The organism is Nitrospirae bacterium YQR-1 (genome assembly GCA_039908095.1).
GTDB lineage: Bacteria > Nitrospirota > Thermodesulfovibrionia > Thermodesulfovibrionales > Magnetobacteriaceae > Magnetomonas.
The window spans coordinates 1-21032 of the sequence record JAMOBJ010000026.1; the positions used below are offsets into that span (position 1 = coordinate 1).

The 21032-nt window shown below is 40.7% G+C and carries 16 protein-coding genes; 14 read left to right on the top strand and 2 right to left on the bottom strand.

Annotated elements, in window-relative coordinates; genetic code table 11:
- Window positions 1-83: 83 nt before the first annotated feature.
- Window positions 84-1853: a trypsin-like serine protease gene (locus tag H7844_11805; GenBank protein MEO5357967.1), complete on the bottom strand. Its 1770-nt coding sequence runs from the start codon at window positions 1851-1853 to the stop codon at window positions 84-86.
- A gap of 103 nt (window positions 1854-1956) precedes the next feature.
- On the opposite strand from H7844_11805, the gene H7844_11810 reads away from it, so the two are divergent.
- Window positions 1957-2142 carry a hypothetical protein gene (locus tag H7844_11810; GenBank protein ID MEO5357968.1) on the top strand — a complete coding sequence of 62 codons (186 nt, stop codon included), beginning with the start codon at window positions 1957-1959 and terminating at the stop codon, window positions 2140-2142.
- 272 nt (window positions 2143-2414) lie between these two features.
- On the top strand, window positions 2415-4322 hold the full coding sequence (gene asnB, locus H7844_11815) for an asparagine synthase (glutamine-hydrolyzing) (GenBank protein ID MEO5357969.1): 1908 nt from the start codon (window positions 2415-2417) through the stop codon (window positions 4320-4322).
- A gap of 22 nt (window positions 4323-4344) precedes the next feature.
- Here the strand turns inward: asnB and H7844_11820 are convergent, their stop codons facing one another.
- Window positions 4345-5523, bottom strand: a complete 1179-nt coding sequence (locus H7844_11820; GenBank protein MEO5357970.1) for a CHASE2 domain-containing protein — start codon at window positions 5521-5523, stop codon at window positions 4345-4347.
- 168 nt (window positions 5524-5691) lie between these two features.
- Here H7844_11820 and H7844_11825 point away from each other — a divergent pair, with 168 nt between their 5' ends.
- The 12 genes from H7844_11825 (at window position 5692) to H7844_11880 (ending at window position 21029) form a co-directional block, all read left to right on the top strand.
- The gene (locus H7844_11825) at window positions 5692-7341 is read left to right on the top strand and encodes a site-specific DNA-methyltransferase (protein ID MEO5357971.1); all 1650 of its coding nucleotides are present in this window, start codon (window positions 5692-5694) and stop codon (window positions 7339-7341) included.
- 15 nt (window positions 7342-7356) lie between these two features.
- Window positions 7357-7962: a site-specific DNA-methyltransferase gene (locus H7844_11830; GenBank protein MEO5357972.1), complete on the top strand. Its 606-nt coding sequence runs from the start codon at window positions 7357-7359 to the stop codon at window positions 7960-7962.
- Window positions 7959-10106: a bi-domain-containing oxidoreductase gene (locus H7844_11835; GenBank protein MEO5357973.1), complete on the top strand. Its 2148-nt coding sequence runs from the start codon at window positions 7959-7961 to the stop codon at window positions 10104-10106. The genes H7844_11830 and H7844_11835 overlap by 4 nt, the downstream gene beginning before the upstream one ends.
- A 206-nt stretch (window positions 10107-10312) precedes the next feature.
- On the top strand, window positions 10313-12805 hold the full coding sequence (locus tag H7844_11840) for a DUF3536 domain-containing protein (protein MEO5357974.1): 2493 nt from the start codon (window positions 10313-10315) through the stop codon (window positions 12803-12805).
- A gap of 122 nt (window positions 12806-12927) precedes the next feature.
- Window positions 12928-13335, top strand: a complete 408-nt coding sequence (locus H7844_11845) for a response regulator (GenBank protein MEO5357975.1) — start codon at window positions 12928-12930, stop codon at window positions 13333-13335.
- Window positions 13336-13440: 105 nt separating this feature from the next.
- Window positions 13441-15273, top strand: a complete 1833-nt coding sequence (locus H7844_11850) for an SAM-dependent methyltransferase (GenBank protein MEO5357976.1) — start codon at window positions 13441-13443, stop codon at window positions 15271-15273.
- Between the two features lie 7 nt (window positions 15274-15280).
- Window positions 15281-15772, top strand: coding sequence for a restriction endonuclease subunit S (locus H7844_11855; GenBank protein ID MEO5357977.1), 492 nt, complete (start codon window positions 15281-15283; stop codon window positions 15770-15772).
- 149 nt (window positions 15773-15921) lie between these two features.
- Entirely contained in the window at window positions 15922-16455 is a 534-nt protein-coding gene (locus H7844_11860; GenBank protein ID MEO5357978.1) for a chemotaxis protein CheW, read from the top strand.
- 1 nt (window position 16456) lies between these two features.
- Window positions 16457-16882, top strand: a complete 426-nt coding sequence (locus H7844_11865; protein MEO5357979.1) for a hypothetical protein — start codon at window positions 16457-16459, stop codon at window positions 16880-16882.
- A gap of 2 nt (window positions 16883-16884) precedes the next feature.
- Window positions 16885-18486, top strand: a complete 1602-nt coding sequence (locus tag H7844_11870) for a methyl-accepting chemotaxis protein (GenBank protein ID MEO5357980.1) — start codon at window positions 16885-16887, stop codon at window positions 18484-18486.
- A 3-nt stretch (window positions 18487-18489) separates the two neighbouring features.
- Entirely contained in the window at window positions 18490-19503 is a 1014-nt protein-coding gene (gene cheB / locus H7844_11875; protein ID MEO5357981.1) for a chemotaxis-specific protein-glutamate methyltransferase CheB, read from the top strand.
- 17 nt (window positions 19504-19520) lie between these two features.
- Complete coding sequence (locus tag H7844_11880; protein ID MEO5357982.1) at window positions 19521-21029, top strand: tetratricopeptide repeat protein; 1509 nt, start codon at window positions 19521-19523, stop codon at window positions 21027-21029.
- Window positions 21030-21032: the final 3 nt, after the last annotated feature.

Genomic DNA, 21032 nt, shown 5'->3' on the forward strand with positions numbered 1-21032 from the left:
TTGACGTACGAGCATAGTACGCCTGTGTCGCTTTCTCCTTGCCGCCTCGTTACTCTTTTGACTGCTACTTGGTATTATATCTTTTAATTTGGATACAGAGTAATACTCGAACCTGTTTTCCGTAAGCCTGAATTTCCAAATATTCCAGCACCTCCGGTTACAGCATAGACAAAACTGTCGGAGTCAATTATCTTATCTGCTGAGTTGTACAGGTCTATCATGAAAGTGTGCTGACCACTGGTAGTATCAGAAGGTATGTTTAGGGAGCCGGTTAAAGACTTAGTCTGTCCGGAACTTAGTGTGTCTGTGGCCTTAAACGGTGCCCCCTCGTATTCGCCATAAGAATCCAGAATGTAAGATACGGCGGTAATGCTTTGTGATGATGTGGTGTTATTTTTAATTGATACATAAAATGGACCTATTGTGCCCCCCCTTGAAGCCGTGATAGTTGTAGGAGCGGTTAGTGTTTGAGTTATGTTATCAGTTGCAGTTGCAGTTGTGTCAAGATAAGTGGAAAGACCGTTTACATAAGAGTTTGAAAATTTGCCGTAATAATCAAGTTTGAAAAAATCTTTGCACTCGTAGATATCCCCTGCATAGAGCTGCCCAAGTATCTGGCCGGTTGATTTCAACATAAGAGGTGAGCCGGATGAGCCGGACTCTGTAACACCGGAAAACCACAACACAGTCCAGAAATCATCTCTGTAAGAATAGTAGCCGGAATAATCCACTCCCTCGGATATTCTTTCGTAACTGGATTGAGGATAATGAATGCCTATGACGTTTTCAGCTATGTCGTTAGTTGTCCAACCGATATAGTATGTTCCGGAGGGCGGGTTACTCCAAAGCTCAAGGAGTGTAAAATCCGAACCACCATTTTCGTATGATTTACCGGTAATAAAGGTAGAACCGTGTACTTGCGTGGCAGCAGCAAGGTTAGGAATAGTGCCGTTACATGATGTAGTGCGATAACCAAAAAAAGCTGTCAAAGTGTTGGCAACCGTATTAGTGGATATGCAGTGGTTTGCCGTAAGAAACCAGTTTCTCAAGGTAGTAGTGCTGTCTGCTACTAAAGAGCCTGTACAGGCATACCCGGCACCATCCTCTTCAAAATAAATCATAGCGACACTGTTTTTATAGTTGGCGGCTGTGGCAGTTGAACAATTAACATCCACATTACATGAAAGAGCATCATCTTTAACAGGTTGATTTGAACTTCCGTCTGCACTTAACGGGCTTACCACGCCATAGCTGATTTTATCAATAACAAGGTCAGCGGGTGTTGAAGAACCTTTATCAAGCATCTCTATAAACAGATACTCACCGGCAACAACCGGTCCCCAAAACCCTTCAGATTCATTTCTGAAATCCTTTTCAACCGGTCCCTGAGCTGTAGGCTGTCCTTGTACCCCATAAACATACAGTTTTACATCAGAAGGAATTTTTTTGAAATGAGGTCTGACAAAAACCGCCTCCTTGGCATATATCGCCACACGTCTTGATGTAAGGCCGTCTTTCGTTTGCGTTACCCTAAACTTTGTGCTAAACATGCCATCCCCGGCTCCGGGAACTGAAACGTGAACCGATACCTGACGTTTCTTTTCACATTTTTTAGATTTTAACCTGCTGATTTTCTCATACGGCGGGAACACTTCTATTATTTCAGACTCAGACACGGTATTAGTAAAACTAAGTGTGGATATGTATGGATCAGCGGCTTTAGTAACAGTGTCTAAGCGCTTTACCGGCAGCACACTTCTGCCCTGCCCAAAAGCGGCTGTGGAAATAGATATTATTAATGAAACGGCAAACCCTACCCTGCTTATTATGCTTAACCACCCTTTTCTTTCCATTATCATGCCCTCCTTAACTTAAACTCATTCCCGCTCCTATATTTTAACATAGCCCGATGCCAACTTTGTTTTTATATATAACAAAAAAATCTTAGTTTTTCTAATGCGTTTGCCCTGGGATTATTACGGTAAAGAGATATTTTTTAGAGAGAATTTTGGTAAACTAAAAGATATTCTGAAGGATATTAAAGGTAAGTTTATGTTTTCAATAAATGATGTGCCGGAGATTCGGCAGTTATATAAGGACTTCATAATCCATGAGGAGCAAACAACATATACAACACCATGAGCGAATAAAAGGAAAAGGGTAACGGAACTGCTGATAATGAACTACGAGCCAAAGCAATAACCACGAACATTGACACCGTGTGTGCTGCAGGTCATTTAGTCAATAAAATGACCTGTAGCAGTTTTATGAAATTTGTAGTGGTTTTATGCAATTACCGTAGTGACTTTGGCGCAATTTACTTAAGAAAATTAACCATAGATGAACGCAGATAAAAAAAACCTTAAAAAACAATTACTTGTCTGGAGTTTCTTAGCAGAAACCACTATAACCACATGTGCGGGATAGCGGGTTTTTACGGAGATTTTAACCGCAGACTTTTAGATGAAATGTCTGAAGCCATCTCTCATCGCGGCCCTGACGGCTCCGGTGATTACTACAATAAGCGAAACGGCCTTGGCCTCTCTCACAGAAGGCTTTCCATTATAGACTTGTCGGAATCCGGCAGTCAGCCAATGTTTGACGCATCACAAAAAGCGGTTATCACATATAACGGTGAACTCTACAACTACAAGGAGCTGCGGCGGGAGCTTATACAGGAAGGGTTTACCTTTAAGAGCACCTCAGATACCGAGGTTGTTCTTAACATGTACATGTGCTATGGACTTGATATGCTAAAGAGGTTAAACGGAATTTTTGCTTTTGCCATTTGGGATATAAGCAAGAAAATTCTTTTTCTTGCACGGGATCACCTTGGAGTCAAACCCCTTTACTATGCGGCCTCATCAAAGGGTTTTTTATTTGCAAGTGAGCTGAAGGCGCTCACCAGATATGATGGCCTGGATAAAACCCTTAATTTATACGGAGTTCACTATTATCTGTCATTTTTGTGGTCACCATCGCCTAAAACGATGTTAAAAAGTGTAAGTAAGTTGCCCCCGGGCAACGCAATGGTTGTAAAAGATGGCCGGATAGAAACAATGTGGCAGTTCTATGAGCTGCCTTATAATGCGCCTGTTGATAAAATCTCCGTGAATCAGGCAATTGAGAAAGTGTATGATTCAATATCGGCGGCGGTTGAAAGACAAATGGTCTCAGACGTTGAGGTGGGAGCGTTTCTCTCAGGTGGCCTTGATTCAAGTGCAGTGGTCTCGTTTGCTAAAAAACATACTGGCAAACTCAAATGTTTTACAATTGGCTTTAAAGATGCCTCTATGCTTGATGAGGGGTTTTCAGATGATCTTCCATATGCTAAAAAAGCAGCGGAGCATCTGGGAGTTGAGCTTCACACTGTTTATGCAACCCCTGAGATAGCAAATGATTTAACCAAAATGATATACCATCTCGATGAGCCACAGGCCGATATGGCAGCCCTTAATGTGTTGGCGATTTCAAAACTAGCAAGGGACTCCGGCATCAAGGTGCTGCTTTCAGGGGCCGGTGGCGACGACATTTTTACCGGTTACAACAGGCACCTTGCACTCCTTCTGGATACTTTTGCTTTCAACATTCCAAGATGGGGCAGGGGGATAGTGGAAAAATTCTCAGAGGTTATCCCAGACTCTAATCCCGCAGGCAGACGGATTTCAAGGTTTTTGAGATACTTTGGCAAAGACATTAATGAGCGTATTGCCGGGTACTTTTATTGGCCTGAGCCTAAAATGCAGTTTAAACTTTACAGCTCTGAGACGGTTGACGCTCTTAAGGATGCTCATATGTTAAATCCACTATTAGAAGCCGTTACCAAATTACCGGATACTCTTGATCCAATAAATAAGATGCTTTATCTGGACTCAAAGTACTTCTTGTCAGACCACAATCTTAACTATACGGATAAGATGGCAATGGCTGCAGGGGTAGAGGTGCGGGTGCCGCTTATTGATACTGATGTTGTCTCCACAGCTTTTAGTCTTCCTGTAAAGTATAAGCAAAATGGCAGGGTGGGTAAGTGGATTTTTAAGAAAGCAATGGAGCGAGACTTGCCAAAGGAGATAATTTATCGTCCCAAGACCGGATTTGGCGTGCCCCTCAGGAGGTGGTTAAAAAAGGAACTGCGCCTGCTTGTTGATGATGTTCTTAGCCGTGAATCTGTGCAAAAAAGGGGGATTTTTAATCCAAGTGCTGTGGAATTGCTGATTTCTATGGACAGAGCTAATAAACTAGACGGCGCTTACACTATTTTTTCCTTGCTGTGTATTGAACTCTGGTGTAGAATATTCATTGATAAGGCCGAATACTTTTAGTTTTTTCAACATAGCGTTCAGTTTATGTTGAAACCTCTGAAACCACGTCTAATATGTTTATATAAACGATAACCATTAAATGGGCAAGGAGGATGGCAAATAAGAAAGGCGCAAAATACATGTATAGCAAGTAATTATAAAACAACATGTCGGTTACAAGCTTTATCACTATGATGGAAAAAATGGTTACCCCAAAAGCCGGTAATCTCTTTAAAGTCAGCGTTATTAAGGAAATTACGAAAGCCGTTAAAAATGTAAGCACTTTCTGATATTTTTGCTCTATCGGGGTTATGAAATTTCCGTTAAGCAGCATGTCTATGACGTGGGCGTGATTGTAAATACCATGCATTTTTTTTGAGATTGGAGTTGAATGTATATCGCCTAAGGGGTGTGCAGTTGCTGCTATTAGCACTATTTTATCTTTAAAAACTGCCGGCTCCACGTCCTTTACCTTCCAAAAGGGTATCGAGGGGAATTTCCTGTCTGTATAGTTAATAAGTGTATAATAATAGAAAATACTTTTGTAAAAAGAAGGGATAGCTATGTTGCCAAGCTTACAGTATCTTATACCAGGTGAAGAAAAATCGAATTCATGGTCTCCATACGGATTATAAGCCTTGCCTCCAAGATATCTGCTTACCACCTCTATAGGAAACGGCAGGTAGTATTTATCGTTATTAATATCATAATCTACATCAGTAGCAATATCTTCATTATTATAAGAAACATATCCTGTTTTTATATTTGCAAAGGTAACATTGTCGTTGTTTTCATACAGTTTTTCTTTTGTTTCATGGTTAATCTGATTTAACAGAAACATGCCAAATTCATCTTTTTCATAGGCAAGTACGACGTTAGACTTTGCATTTTCAAGTATCTTAATAAGTTTTATATCGTCTTTTAGGTCTCTAATCTTATAGAAAAAAATATCTATACCCAGTACTTTTGGTTTTCCTTCAAGAATCCTTGAAATAACCTCGCCATATAAAGAACGTTTATACGGTAAAAACCCGTGTCGCTCAACAGTTTCGTCATCTATCTCGACAATTAGTATCGGAGTAGAGCTCTTACTTATAGTTGGAAACCGCCTGCCATAAAGGTAATCATCTATAATTGGAAGCTTTTCTCTGATTATAAATGAAATATCAGTTACAAAATATACTATTAGGAAAGATAGCAGAAAAGAATATATATATCTCAAAAAAATTATCATAATCTATTATTATATTACAATAATCTCCTTTTATGAAATCAGTTTTGACACAGTTCAGTTAACAGACCCTGTAGAAGTGTACATTTACCGTGCTGAGGTAATTTGCGGATTGAAAACATTGATGGAAATACGCTAAAATACAGTACCGGAGAGATTGTGAACAGGGCAACAGCTATTAGCGAGATAAGAACAAATACAGAAGATAGCGAATTATTAACTATTAAAGAAGCCAGCGGGTGGGCGACGGAGCATTTAGGTAAAACAGTAACGACCTCAAATATTTCTTACCTTATCCAATATGGACGGATAAAGAAACTTGGGAGTAATGGCTTAACTCAGATTTCCAAGCAAGAATTAGAACGCTACTACAGCTCATATAACGGCAAAAGGGAGCTTTCATGGAAAAATCAACTCGGTGAAGATTTAAACTGGGCTTTATCTTTCGATCAATACAAAGAAGCCGAAACGACAAAACACGTTCACCGTCTGCATCCTTATAAGGGTAAATTTATTCCTCAACTCGTAGAGTATTTTCTTGACAGCCACACAGACCACTTCAAAAAAGAAGTCTATTTCAAAAAGGGCGACATCATTTTGGACCCTTTTGCAGGAAGCGGAACAACCATGGTACAAGCCGGCGAACTTGGGATGCACTCCATAGGAATAGACATTTCTGCATTCAATGCGTTAATCGGTAACGTCAAAGTATTAAAATATGATCTTATTGACCTTCAAAACGAAATTGACAGAATTACCAAGGCATTAAAAGGGTATCTTTCCAACTCACGCACAATTGAGTTTGAAGAAAAACTTTTACAATCACTTTATAAATTTAACAATAAGTATTTTCCTGTGCCAGACTACAAATACCAGTTAAAGCGTGGAGAAATCAATGAAGACATGTATGGTTCTGAGAAGGAAAAAGATTTTTTGCCAACTTTCAATAAACTTGTGGCGGATTACAATATAAAGTTAGGACAAGATAAAGCTGACACATTCCTCAATAAGTGGTATTGTCAGCATATACTGGATGAGGTCGCTTTTGTAATGGGCGAAATCGAAAAAATAACAAATGAAGATACAAAAAATATCATAAGCGTCATATTGAGCAGAACTATTCGTTCCTGCCGGGCAACTACCCATGCAGACCTTGCCACTTTGTACGAACCTGTTACATCAACATATTATTGTGCCAAACATGGGAAGATTTGCAAGCCTATATTGTCGATTATAAAATGGTGGAAAACATACACAAAAGATACCGTTAAACGTCTGTTACAGTTTAACGAATTGAGGACACAGACTTTTCATGTTTGTTTGACCGGAGACAGCAAAACATTAGATATTTTTAAAGAGCTTCGGAGAGTAAATTCTGCTTTTGCCGATTTAGCGGATAAACAAAAAATTAAAGGGATTTTTTCCAGTCCACCATATGTAGGACTAATCAATTACCATGAACAACATGCTTACGCTTATGATTTATTTGGGTTTGAGAGAAAAGATGATTTAGAAATAGGCCCGCTTTATAAAGGGCAGAGTAGCGAAGCAAAGAAAAATTATATTATTGGTATCACAGATGTTCTAAATAATTGTAAGAGGTTTTTAGCAGAAGATTACGACATTTTCCTTGTTGCAAATGATAAGCACAATATATATCCTGTTATTGCTGAAAGAACCGGAATGCGTATTGTAAACCAATATAAACGCCCTGTATTAAACCGGACAGAGAAAGATAAAGGTGCTTATTCAGAAGTCATTTTCCACTTAAAAGGTTGCCGACGAGTTTTAGGATTCTCTTTGAGGTAAGGGCACATATCAATATTGAAGAAATCATTAGATTGTTGCTATAATCCCATAGCTGTGGAAATAGATATTAATAAAAAAAAAATATTAGATATTAATTATAAGCGAATCTGCCAATGTAAACCTACTAATATTAACTGTCTTACAGCTAAAGAATGGCTTAAAAACCAACTTGGCGTGTGGCAATTCACCTATGAAAAGAGAGATGTAAGAAATAAGAGCACACACCCTGCCACATTCCCAATATCGCTTGCTAAAAAAGTCATTGAACTATTTACGCATGAGGGTGAATTAGTTGTTGATCCTTTTGTAGGAAGTGGGACTACACTTGTTGCTGCTATGGACGCTAACAGAAACGCAGTGGGAGTTGACTTGCAATCAAGCTATATAGAGCTTTGCAAAACCCGTCTTTCTAATGAGCATCTTCATAATATGTCAAAGCAGATTCCCATCCAGGACGATGCAAGGAATATCTGTGAATATTTTAAAGAAGAAACCATTTCTCTTATATGGACGTCACCACCCTATGCTAATCTTTTAAATCGCCAAAGGAAAAATAAATCAAGACGAGACAGGAAGAACGAACAACTCGATAAAACTGACCCAGTGTTAACAAAAAAATGAAACAACTAATTCAGGATTTAAGAAACGGAGTTGTCTCTCTGGCTGACTCTCCCATCCCACAGGCCGGCAGGGAGTCTCTTGTTACAGAGACATCGCTAAGTTTAATTTCAACCGGCACGGAGCGAATGCTTTTAGAGTTTGGCAGGGGCTCGATTATTGAAAAAGTAAAAAGCCAGCCTGAAAAGGTTAATCAGGTTATCCGCAAGATAAAGACTGACGGGCTATTGCCGGCACTGGATGCTGTCAGAGCCAAAATGGATGAAGGTATCCTGCCCGGATACTCAAATGTCGGGGAGGTCTATAGCATTGGCCGAAATGTTGAGGGATTTTACCGGGGCGACAGGGTGGTTTCAAACGGCGGCCACGCTGAGTTTGTCTGCGTGCCGAAAAATCTTTGCGCCAAAATTCCTGATAGCGTTTCAGACGAATCAGCGGTGTTTACCGTAGTTGGGGCAATTGCTCTTCAGGGGATACGCCTTCTTAGCCCGACTATTGGTGAGAGTGTTTGCGTAATCGGACTTGGTTTGGTTGGACAGTTGACGCTACAACTGCTTGTTGCCTCAGGCTGCCGTGTTTTTGGAATTGATATAAACGAGGATAAAGTGAAACTTGCCGAGAGTTTTGGAGCGACAGGGTTTACACTCAGAGACAAGGAATCACCGGTAGAGACGGCTTTGGCCTTTAGCCGCGGCATGGGTGTGGACGGGGTAATAGTGGCAGCTTCGACAAAGAGCACTGAACCCATTGACTACGCAGCAGAGATGAGTAAAAAGCGCGGAAAAATCATTTTGACTGGAGTTACAGGGTTAGAGCTTAAACGAAGGCCGTTTTACGATAAGGAGCTGACCTTTCAGGTATCGTGTTCATATGGGCCCGGACGATATGACAGAGGATATGAGGAACTTGGTAATGATTACCCCTTTGGATACGTAAGGTGGACTGTTAAGAGAAATTTCGAGGCAGTATTAGATATGATGGCCGCTGGCAAAATAAACGTCAAACCGTTGATAAGCCATTGTTTTCCTTTTATGGATGCAGTTTCCGCCTATGACCTTCTTATGTCTGAAAGTCCGCTAGGCATAGTTTTGCAATACGATAAAACTACTGCAAAAAGGGATTTTAGTGTTGAGCTTACCGGTAACCCGGTAATTGGTAAATCTGAAAAGCCGGTAATAGGTTATATTGGAGTTGGGAATTTTGCCAAACAGGTGCTGCTTCCAAACCTGAAAAACTCAGGAGCAACCCTTAAAACCATTGCAAGCGCCGGTAGCGGCAGTGTATCCACAGTAGGTAGAAAATTTGGTTTTGCTGTCGCCACATCGGAATATTCCCGGGTTTTTGAGGACACCGATATAAACACGGTCTTTATATCCACCCGCCACGGCAGTCATGCAGAGCTCGTTACAAAGGCATTAAGAGGTGGTAAAAATGTTTTTGTAGAAAAACCCCTTGCATTAAATAAAAATGAGCTGCTGGACGTCATTGACGCCCACTCTAATTCAAACGGGATTTTACTTGTGGGGTTTAACAGGAGATTTTCCATCTTCAGCAAGAAACTCAAGGAGTCGTTACGCTTCAGAGTTGACCCCCTGTGTATCAACATAATGGTAAATGCCGGAGCGATAGATTCCGGCCATTGGGTACATGATAGTGAAAGTGGTGGTGGAAGAATAATCGGAGAGGCCTGCCATTTTATAGATTTAATGCGATATTTTACCGGCTCTGCAATCTCTGAAGTTTACTCCGTAAGCACACACGGCCACAGCGGCGTCGATCAGGATAAAATGAGCATAAGTATAAGATTTGCCGACGGCTCAATCGGCACAATTAATTATTTTTCAAACGGCAACAGAAACTATCCTAAAGAACGCATTGAGGTATTCTTTGAAGGCCGGGTTTTAGTCATTGATAATTTCAAATCCCTGATTTGCTACGGCGGCGGCACTAACCACAAGCAATTCGGTCAGGATAAAGGCCACAGCAGGGAAGTCACGGAATTCCTGCGGGCAATAGAAACAGGCGGCATATCCCCAATTCCCTTCAATGAACTTATTGAAACCACCCTTGCGTCTTTTGCCGCAGTCGAGTCCTCTATAACCGGTATTCCTGTGGTAATAGATGACTTCAGCAAATCACCGAGATGAATATAAAGTAATACCAATTTGCAGTTATACCAAGTTGCAGTCAGAAGTAAACGCAGGCGGCTGGAAACAAGCGACGCATAGTAATAATTAAGTTGTCATAAATATTGCTTTTTTAGCTACCACTTGAGAATTAACCTGCATGGGTTCTATAATAGGTGTTAACATGAAATAAGGAAAAAGCAAATAAAACATAGAAGAGGCATGAGATGGAAAAATATGTTTGTATTCATGGGCACTTTTATCAGCCGCCGCGGGAAAACCCCTGGCTTGGGGAGGTTGAGTTTCAGGACTCCGCCTATCCATACCACGACTGGAACGAGCGTATCACGGCGGAGTGTTACGCCCCAAACACCGCCTCACGGATGCTTGACACCAACAGGAAAATCACCGATATCGTTAATAACTACTCACGGATAAGTTTTAATTTCGGCCCGACCCTCCTGTCATGGATGCAAAGACACCGCCCCGACGTCTATGAGGCCATCCTTGAGGCCGACAGATTAAGCCTCCTGAGATTTTCCGGCCACGGCTCCGCTCTTGCCCAGTGCTACAACCATATGATTATGCCTCTTGCCAACGAAAGAGATAAAATCACACAGGTCGTGTGGGCAATTGAAGATTTCAAGTACCACTTTAACCGGATGCCGGAGGGTATGTGGCTGCCTGAGACCGCAGTGGATCTCGAAACTCTTGAAATTCTCGTTGCTTATGGCATAAAGTTTACAATCCTTGCCCCACGACAAGCCTCAATGATCAAAAAAATTATTTCTGATGAGCCCCTACAGCGTGATGAGGGCTGTCAGGGTGGTGAAGATTCACCGGGGGAATACGATCCGTGGACTGATGTCAGCCACGGCAGAATTGACCCATCCACCGTCTATCTGTGTAACCTGCCGTCAGGCAATACGATAAATCTGTTTTTTTACGACGGCCCCATATCCTCAGACATTGCCTTTTCAGGACTGCTTAACAGCGGTGAAAATTTTGTAGAGCGTCTCATGGGCGCCATCACTGATGAAAGAAAACACCCGCAGCTTATCCACATAGCCACCGACGGTGAAACCTACGGCCACCACCACAGACATGGTGAAATGGCCCTTACCTACTGCCTACATCTATTTGAGCAGGGACAGTACCACGGGGAGGACGTCGTAAAGCTCACCAACTACGGACAATTTATGGAAATCCACCAGCCCATCTATGAAGTTAAAATATATGACAACTCCTCATGGAGCTGTATCCACGGGGTAGGAAGGTGGAAAGAGCACTGCGGCTGTAACTCCGGTATGCAACAGGGCTGGAACCAGCACTGGAGAGCGCCACTGAGACAAGCCCTCGATAACGTCAGAGACAGGCTTGCCGTGGTATTTCAGACAGAGGGTGAAAAGTACTTGAAAGATCCGTGGCAGGCAAGAGACGCTTACGTTGAGTGCCTGTTGGAAAACAACCGGGAGAGACTCGGCAGTTTTATAGACCGTCATGCAATCAGAGATTTAACGGATGAGGAGTGCCGTCTTGTACTTAAACTTATGGAAATGCAAAAAAATGCCTTGTATATGTTTACCAGTTGCGGATGGTTTTTTGATGAAATCTCAGGAATAGAAACCGTGCAGTGCATGGCATATGCCTCACTTGCCATCCAGTACGCCTCAGGGTTTATTGATGGTAACAGCCTTGAGGGTGAGTTTATTAATAAATTAAAGGAAGCCCAAAGCAACGTCTATGGCGCAGGGGAGTACGCATACGAAATGTTTGTTAAACCGCAGATGGTTGATCTGCAAAGGGCAGGCGCACACTTTGCCATCTCTTCAATATTTGAACACTACCCGCCAAAAGTTAAAATTTATAACTATCAGGTGGAAACCCTGTTTTATGATGAAAAACGCTCCGGCAGACTAAGGATTGCCGCCGGCACCCTGAAAATACTATACGAGACCACATGGGATGAGCGGATGTTTCAGTTTTTCGTCTTTCGTGGCGAACACGGTGTGAACTGCTCCCTTGCCGACTATTCAACACATGCCGAGTTCCTGGAAGTTAAAAAAGAAGTGTTTGACTCCTTTGAGAAAGGACGCATTCCATATTCGGTCAGGATTATGCACGAACGGTTTGGAGAGAGCCACTATTCACTGTGGCACTTGTTTAAGGATGAGCAGAGAAAAGTCCTCGATGAAATTCTCTACCGCTCGTATGAAAAAATTGACAGCCTCTACAGGCAGATTTGTGAAAGTAACATTTCTCTTATGAATTTTCACAAGGGGTTGGACATTCCGCTGCCGGAGTCCCTATCCATAGCCCTTGTGTATGTACTGAAGAGAGACCTCGAAAGTGTCCTTGCGGAGAGGTTTCTTGATATAGAAAAACTCAAGGATGCCGTCTCTGAGGTTAAAAGATGGGATGTACACATAGACAAGGAACGGCTTAACCTCTATGCCACCAAACACATCAACTACCTGATGGAGGCTCTTACTACCCAATGGGAATACGCCGATTTGTATGAAAAGATAGCAGGTGTTCTGGAGTCGCTGAGTTCTATAGAAATTGAGCCGGATTTGTGGAGCGCCCAGAACTCATACTTTACCATAGGCAGAGAACACATGGAGAGCATGAGAGAACGGGCGGCATTTGGAGATAAGACGGCTGATAACTGGTTGTCAAACTACAAAAGCTTAGGGTATCACCTCTCTGTAGTGATTTAACATAGGCATATGTTTAGATATAACAGACTGCTTACTTTGCTATGAAGTGTGCATTTTATCAAAAACAGGGAATTATTAAGAAGCGGAACTTATGAACCGATAGAACATAAGAGGAGTATGTTTTGCGAATATTGATAGCAGAAGATGATTTTGTAAGCCGCTCAATGTTACACCGTTTTTTAGAGGATTACGGTGATGTTGACGTTGCTGTTAATGGAGCGGAAGCAGTTAAATTTTTCGTGCTTGCCATGGATGAGAATAACCCCTACGATGTCATCTTCCTTGATGTTATAATGCCTGAAATGGATGGTTTGGAAGCGTTAGGAAAGATTCGGATTAAGGAAAAATCTATGGGAATTGCATCAGACAAAGAAGTCAAAATTATTATGATTACATCATTGGATTTTCTTGCAGGAATACTCGATGCCTACCGCAAGCGTGTTGTAAGGTGCAACGATTATATAACAAAACCTGTTGATCTTCAAGAACTCTCTGAAATACTGGGAAAATACGGATTTTCTAAAGAATAGGTGAAGGCTGCATATTTCAGATAGCAAAATATTAGAGATAGCCTTGACTTTGACTATAAATTCTAAATATAGCATTATTATTTACATTATCCTTGCCGGATTAATATGAATGAACGGAAAACAGAAGAATTAGTTGAAGGACGACTAAGAAAACACGGCTATTATATTTCACATGCTGAAATTGTCGTTGAAAAGCAGCAGAGTGATTCTCCAACAGTTCAAAAACTACTTCGGAATGCTTCAAAGCGAGGACATGGTACGGGCAAACCGGAGTTTATTATACGAGCATCACAGTATTCAGATTTTATTATTATTATAGAATGCAAAGCCGATCCAAAAAAACATATCAGTAAGACTTTAGATAAATATGGCGAATATGCTGTTGATGGTGTTTTGCAGTATGCATCGTATTTATCTAAAGAATTTGATGTCTTAGCTATTGCAGTAAGTGGAGAATCTGAATCTCAATTTATTATTTCTCATTATTTTCATCTAAGAGGAGAACAAAAAGCAATTATTTATGAAGAGGCTACTGATATCGTTTCTTTAGAGGATTATTTTAATGCGTTTATTCACAGTGAGGCAAAAGAAAGACAGGACTATCAATCTTTGCTTGATTATAGCAGACAACTAAACAATATTCTTCAAGCAAAGAAAGTAACAGAGGCTAACAGAGGTTTTTTAATTAGTGGAATTTTAATTGCTCTCCAAAATAGAGCGTTCCAGGAAAGCTATCGGAAGCACAATACATCCAAGCAATTAGCACGAAACTTAACGGATGCTATAACAGGACAATTTGAAATGCCAGATATACACGAGGATAGAAGGGTCTTGCTGTCTCAAGCATTTTCTTTTATTAAGCATTCTCCAGCGTTAATCGATGATAAAGAATTTTTTATCGAACTCATTGCCGGCATTAATGAAAATATCAACTCTTTTTTGCATACACATAAATATTATGACACTATTGGAGAGTTTTATATAGAATTCTTACGTTACGCAAATAATGATAAAGGATTAGGAATTGTCTTGACACCTCGTCATATTGCAGAACTGTTTGCTAATATTGCAGACATAAGCCCACAGAGTGTTGTTTTTGATAATTGTTGCGGAACTGCCGGCTTGCTTATCGCTGCTATGAAGCATATGATTGAAATTGCCGGTCCAGATAAAAAAATTAAAAATCATATTAAAAAATATCAGCTCTATGGCATAGAATATCAACCTCCAATATACGCCCTTGCTGTTTCAAATATGATATTACATGGAGATGGAAAAACTAATATATTTCAGGGAGATTGTTTTAAAGATGATGCTATAAAAATCATGAGTCAAAAGAAACCTACAGTAGGTTTGTTAAATCCTCCATACAAAAATAAATCAGTAAAAACCGACAGAGAAGAACTTGAATATGTTTTAAATAATTTAAACTGTTTACAGCAAGATGGAAAATGTGTTGCTATTGTCCCTATTACGTGTGCAACAGCTCCATCAGGTGACATAGCGGAATGGAAAAAGAAAATATTAAAAAATCATACTTTAGAGGCTGTTATGTCAATGCCGATAGAATTGTTTCACAATTCAAAAACAACAGTTGTTACTTGTATTATGGTGTTTACTGCCGGTCGTCCACATCCAAAGGGTAAGAAAACCTGGTTTGGTTATTGGCGAAACGATGGATTTGTTAAAACAAAACATCGTGGTAGAATAGATGTAAATAGTTCTTGGAATGGAATAATGAATGAATGGTTAAACGCTTTTCGCAATAGAGAAATTATTAAGGGCATGAGTGTAATGGAAGAGGTTAGTTATAGTGACGAATGGTGTGCTGAAGCTTATTTAGAAACAGATTATAATTTACTAAGCATAGATATGTTAAAGAATTCCGTTAAAAAACTTATGCTCACAAAAATAATGTTAAATCAGGATAGGAATTAATATGAACATGAAAACTGAATTAACAGAATTAAATATTTTATTTAGAGTTCAACATGGAAATAAATTTGATTATAATAAAATGGAATTATGTAATTTGAAAGATGGAGGTATATTATTTATTGGCCGTTCCGGTGAAAATAATGGAATTGTAGGTTTTGTGGAAAAAGATGACAATATAGAGCCATATGATGCTGGATTAATAACAGTAGCATTAGGAGGATCTACTCTATCATCTTTTGTACAACCATATCCTTTTTATACAGCACAAAATATTGATGTTTTAGTTCCCATTGTTGAAATGTCTCTCGATATAAAATTATATTATTGCATATGTATTATGCAAAATCGCTTTAGATATAGCACTTTTGGTAGAGAAGCTAATAGAACTCTTAAGAATATTTTAGTTCCAAAATTGGAATCTGTACCACAATGGGTCAATGGTATTACTAAAATCGCTGCAGAGGAATTAAGGCAAAATTTATTAGAATGGAGCATATAAAGCCATCTAATTATATTTTCCATTACTGTTTTTACTATACAATTATCTACCTCCTAAAAAAATTCAAACTGAGACACTACCTAGTTTTCTGTTAATTTGAAGAAACCATCATGTTATTGCTATAATGCCTAACCTACAGAAAAACAATTATGGAAGAATCAGAAACGACATCAAAAAGTGAGGCACTTCTTAGCGAGGCAAAAAAGCTAAGAGAGCGTAAGCAGGTAGTTGATGTTGATGAGAAAACGGTAAAGCTCGTCATTTTTACACTTGAGGGTGAGCTGTTTGCATTTTATGGTGACTTCGTAAAGGAGATACTCCCGCCTGTAAAAATCTTCTTTGTTCCGGGCTGCCCGGACTTTATCGCAGGGGTGATAAACATACGAGGTGATATCGAATCGGTTTTGGACATCAGAGGGTTCCTTGGGCTTACTCCCAGAAGTTACGGCGTTGATGTAATGCTTGAGAAAGCAAATCGCATTGCCATAGGTGACTGTGACGGGTTTAGAAGTGGAATTATCGTTGATTCCGTTATTGATGTGTTGGATGTTGCCGAGCACTCGATAAAACCCTCATCAGCGGCAATCTCCAGCACAATAAAGGACTTTGCCATTGGAGAAACCCTCTGTGGTAATAAAAACGTAATCGTCTTAGATTTTAAAAAAATTCACGGTAACCTCTGAAATGCTCTCAAACGGTTCAGACAATCCGCCAAACTTGACGGAGAGTGATTTTGTAATATTCAGTTCCATCTCCGGCGGTAAGTTTGCCGCCCTTACAGAGGATGTACTTGAGATGCTTTCACTGGAGGCCGGCATCATAGAGCCGGAGGCGATCATATATTTCGATGAAATACTTGGATTAACAGAATCGCAGACTGCCTCAAAGGCATTTGTTGTAAAGACAACAGGAGGTAACAGGGTTTTAGCCGTGAAGGATTTTCTTGAAATTGAAACCATAAGGGCGGATTCTATAAGTCCGCTACCGGCTATTTTAGAAAAACACATAAGATTTAAATCCATATGGGCAGTGGCATTTAAAGCAGATGAGCCGCTGCTGTTGATAGATTTAAAAAAATTGATTTCAGAGATTAAGGAGGTTAGTAACTAATTATGACAATTAAAAAACTCTTATATCTTCTTACTACCTTAAATGTGGTAGTGTTTATAGCTATTGCCTTACAATTTTTTACTCATAGTGCGGATACGAGAGACAGGATTGACAGGTTAATAAATAAAGACCAGGCATTACTCCTGCTCTATAACGATATGTACGCTAACGGCCTTCAGACAGAGCAGGCAACAAGGAACATGATTTTAAACACTGCCGATGACAAGGCAAGGAGTAACTACAAAAAAGCTATGGAAATTTTCTCTGAAGCCCATAAAGATGCAATGGCTTTGGCAGACGGTCAGATGAAAAAAACCCTTGAAGAGATTAAATCTCTGTGGGAAGACAATGAGCGCCTCAGACAGGAGTGTATAAGTCTAGCGGCTCAGAAGAACCTCTCTGGTGCTACAGAGTGCATTGTAGGCAAGGAAACCCCAAAATGGCGTGAAGTCAGACAACGGCTTCTTGACTTAATCGCTACACAAAGAAGCAAGTTTTCAAAGGTGACAGAGGATACTGAGGTTTTCATGTCTAAAACGAGAAGAAATATTCTGTTGGTTATGTTTCTCTCCTTTGTTGTAACATCTGTTTTTACATATTATGTCGGAAGGAATATAAACCGCCCGTTACAAAGCATAATGAAGACCCTCAAAGGTTCTGAGAGCAACCTTGCACTGAGGATCCCAATTGACGGCAGCAACGAAATTTACGAACTGGCCGGAATTTTAAACACCAATATAGATAATCTGAACGAAATCATAAGCACTATTTCCACCGTGGTAAAAAATGTCTCATATTCAGTAAACGAGATATATGAAGCAGTGGAAAAGCAGGCCGCAATAACTACGGAGCAGACTGCCTCCATATCTGAGATAACCTCCACGATGGAGGAGCTCTCGGCATCGAGTACTCAGATAGCTGAGCACTCACAGTCAGTGGCTGAGATAGCGGCAAGCACACTTAGCGATTCACAAGTAGGGTCCGATATTATGGGTAAAACCTCAAAAAACATTGAGGAGGTAAGTGCTGATAACAAACGGGGATTAAGTGAGGTGCTGGACCTTGGGAAAAAATCTAAAGATATAACCAGAGTTATGGAAATAATAAATAATATTGCAGACAACACCAAGTTGATAGCCTTTAATGCCGCTTTGGAGGCCTCCGGCGCAGGTGAGGCCGGTAAACGCTTCGGCGTTGTAGCAGTGGAAATCCGCCGTCTTGCCGATAGTGTTATGGACTCCACGGCGGATATTGAATCAAAAATAACTGAAATCCAGAACTCTGTTAGCCGTTTGGTTATAGCGTCGGAGAAAAGCTCAAGAGCGATTGCAGACGGCCTCAGCTCCTCAGAGGAAACAACAAAGACACTTGCCGAAATTCTTGAGGGGGCTCATGCCACAAGCGACGCCGCAAGGGAAATTTCACTCTCCACTATGCAGCAACGTACCGCTGTGCAGCAGGTTGTTATAGCTCTGCGGGAGATAGAGGAAGGGGCTAAACAGTCTGCCGGCGCTATTAATCACGTTCATGATATTGCTAAAAATCTGTCTGCTTTGTCCGGTAATTTACAGGATATTGTTAAAAAATTTATCCTGAAGGCATAGGGTTTGCTCTCAGGTAATAAAATCAAAGTTCTTATCGTTGACGACAGCTCCTTTGTAAGGAGTTGCATCAGGGATATTCTTTCTGACGACCTGGAGATAGAAGTAATAGCAGAGGCGTCAAACGGCAAGCAGGCTGCTGAGATGGCAGGGGCACTGTCCCCCGACATTATAACAATTGATGTGGAGATGCCTGTCTTGGATGGTGTGCAAGCTATCAGTCAAATTATGGCTGAAAACCCTGTTCCTATACTGGTACTTACCTCACAGACATCTGCTGAGACCGCTTTCCGGTGCATATCAAGAGGTGCCCTTGAGGTAATTACCAAGTCTGATATTACATCAGCACCAGGCTCACTGATTAAGAAAATAAAGACCCTTTCAAGGGTTAAAGTCATAAGCCACATAAGGGGAATAAATAAAACTCCGGCGCAGCCTGTTGCCACCAAAAACAATACTCTTAATAAAATAATAGCTGTCGCCTCCTCTACCGGAGGCCCTAAGGCGCTCTCTGTAATTTTATCCGGGCTGCCGCACAATTTCAATTGCCCTGTCGTCATAGCCCAGCATATGTCTGAGGGCTTCATAGGCGGGCTTATTTCATGGCTTGACTCCATTGTCCAAATGGATATAAAAATTGCTGAAAATAATGAGGTTCTAAAGCCGGAGTATGTGTACTTCTGTCCATCTGAGTACAACATGGAAATAACAGATTTCGGTGTTGTCAAATTAGTTAAAAGAAAACCTGATGAGATATATCATCCATCGTGTGACAAACTGCTTATCTCAGCCGCTCATGTCTATGGGCCGGGTGTTATGGGAGTCATATTAACAGGGATGGGAGATGACGGAGTAGCGGGGATTAAAACTATAAAGGAAAGAGGAGGTATAACGGTAGCCCAGGATAGTGAGACTTCTGTGGTTTATGGAATGAACGGTGAGGCTGTTAAGTTGGGGGTTGTAGATAAGGTACTCCCTGTAACGGAAATATGCAAAGAGATGATGCGGTTCTCAAGATAAAATTACTATAGACTATTATGATGACAACGGAAGACATTGATATACAGAGTTTTCAGAAACTCATACGCCATAGATGTGGTCTAAGCTTTAACGGTACTAGGCTTACGGCTCTGAGAGAAAACATAAATTCTCAGGTAAAAAATCTGGGACTGTTATCGCTTGAGGACTACTACAGCCTTATAACACAGAGTCAGGCTGAATTTGAGCGGCTTTTGAATCTTATTACCATAAATGAAACCTATTTTATGCGGGAATCTGCACACTACAAGGCGCTGACATCAAGGATTCTACCGGAACTCATGGCCGTCAAACCTGCGGGTATAAAGATAAGACTTTTTAGTGCCGGTTGCTCAACCGGTGAGGAGCTGTACTCTATGATAATTGCCGTCTTAGAGTGCTTTGGAACAAAAGCATCGGAGGCCTTTTATTTTGCCGGTGCAGATATAGACAGAGCTGCAATTGAGAAAGCCCGTAGAGCTGTTTATAATAAGATTTCATTCAGGAATTTTCCTGAACCGTTAAAAAGAAAGTACTTCACACATATAGATGAAGATCATTTCAAAGTAAACGAACAGATAACAAGACTCGCACATTTTGAAACCTATAACCTCCTTGATACACCCCTTACAAAGGAGCTTACATCTATGGATGTGATTTTTTATAGAAACGTTTCAATATACTTTGACAAGGAGATCCAAAAAAGGGTTTTTGATAATCTTGCAATGTCGCTTAATGAGGGCGGCTATATTTTTGTCAGCTCCGTTGAGACCTTCGGCCATAATCTTGGCACATTAAGCTTAATCGAAATGGACGGACTTTTTGTGTTTAAAAAGTTATCCGGTACTTTTGACGGCAACATGCTTCATAGTGTTTCACTGATGCTGCGGCCGGTAAAACAGGAATCTTTGCTGAGAAAAAAACAGATTCCCTCTAAAAACACAGGGACAAACAAAAGAAAACCTTCCGCTGAAATTGCTGAAACAGTTCAACACTCCCCTGATACGCTTTTGGAGGAGGCGGGTGATTTAATAAAAGAAAAGAAGTATAAAGAGGCCATAAAAACCCTTGAACTGTTAATAAAAGAGCAGCCGAATTTTAACAGGGCCTCTGTGTTAAAAGGTGTAGCACTTTTTAACCTCAGGCGTATGGATGAGGCCCGGGATGTTTTTCAAAAAACGCTGGATACAGAGAGGTGGTCTGTGGAGTGTTATCTTTTCCTGGGTATGATAGCCCAACATGAAGGACACACTGAAGAGGCACGCCGGCGCTTTAAAGAGGCCGTGTATGCTAACCCCTCAGCATGGATTGCCCACTACTACCTTGCACAACTTTACCATCATGAGGGGCAGCTTCAACCGGCGCAAAGAGAATATCGGGCAGTTACAAGAATCCTAACGGATGAGTTACACCATGGACAAACCGCCAAAAACTTAGGCACAGAGTTATTTACTATTTCCTTTAGAACTGATGATATCTTGCACCTTTGCAGACATAATTTGGAAAAGATTAACAGGTCACTGAAATAAACC

Excerpts from the sequence above, each read along its gene's own strand:
- H7844_11805 (MEO5357967.1), bottom strand. The coding sequence starts at position 1,853 with ATGGAAAGAAAAGGGTGGTTAAGCATAATAAGCAGGGTAGGGTTTGCC.
- H7844_11810 (MEO5357968.1), top strand. The coding sequence starts at position 1,957 with ATGCGTTTGCCCTGGGATTATTACGGTAAAGAGATATTTTTTAGAGAG.
- asnB (MEO5357969.1), top strand. The coding sequence starts at position 2,415 with ATGTGCGGGATAGCGGGTTTTTACGGAGATTTTAACCGCAGACTTTTA.
- H7844_11835 (MEO5357973.1), top strand. The coding sequence starts at position 7,959 with ATGAAACAACTAATTCAGGATTTAAGAAACGGAGTTGTCTCTCTGGCT.
- H7844_11840 (MEO5357974.1), top strand. The coding sequence starts at position 10,313 with ATGGAAAAATATGTTTGTATTCATGGGCACTTTTATCAGCCGCCGCGG.
- H7844_11850 (MEO5357976.1), top strand. The coding sequence starts at position 13,441 with ATGAATGAACGGAAAACAGAAGAATTAGTTGAAGGACGACTAAGAAAA.
- H7844_11855 (MEO5357977.1), top strand. The coding sequence starts at position 15,281 with ATGAAAACTGAATTAACAGAATTAAATATTTTATTTAGAGTTCAACAT.
- H7844_11860 (MEO5357978.1), top strand. The coding sequence starts at position 15,922 with ATGGAAGAATCAGAAACGACATCAAAAAGTGAGGCACTTCTTAGCGAG.
- H7844_11865 (MEO5357979.1), top strand. The coding sequence starts at position 16,457 with ATGCTCTCAAACGGTTCAGACAATCCGCCAAACTTGACGGAGAGTGAT.
- H7844_11870 (MEO5357980.1), top strand. The coding sequence starts at position 16,885 with ATGACAATTAAAAAACTCTTATATCTTCTTACTACCTTAAATGTGGTA.
- H7844_11880 (MEO5357982.1), top strand. The coding sequence starts at position 19,521 with ATGATGACAACGGAAGACATTGATATACAGAGTTTTCAGAAACTCATA.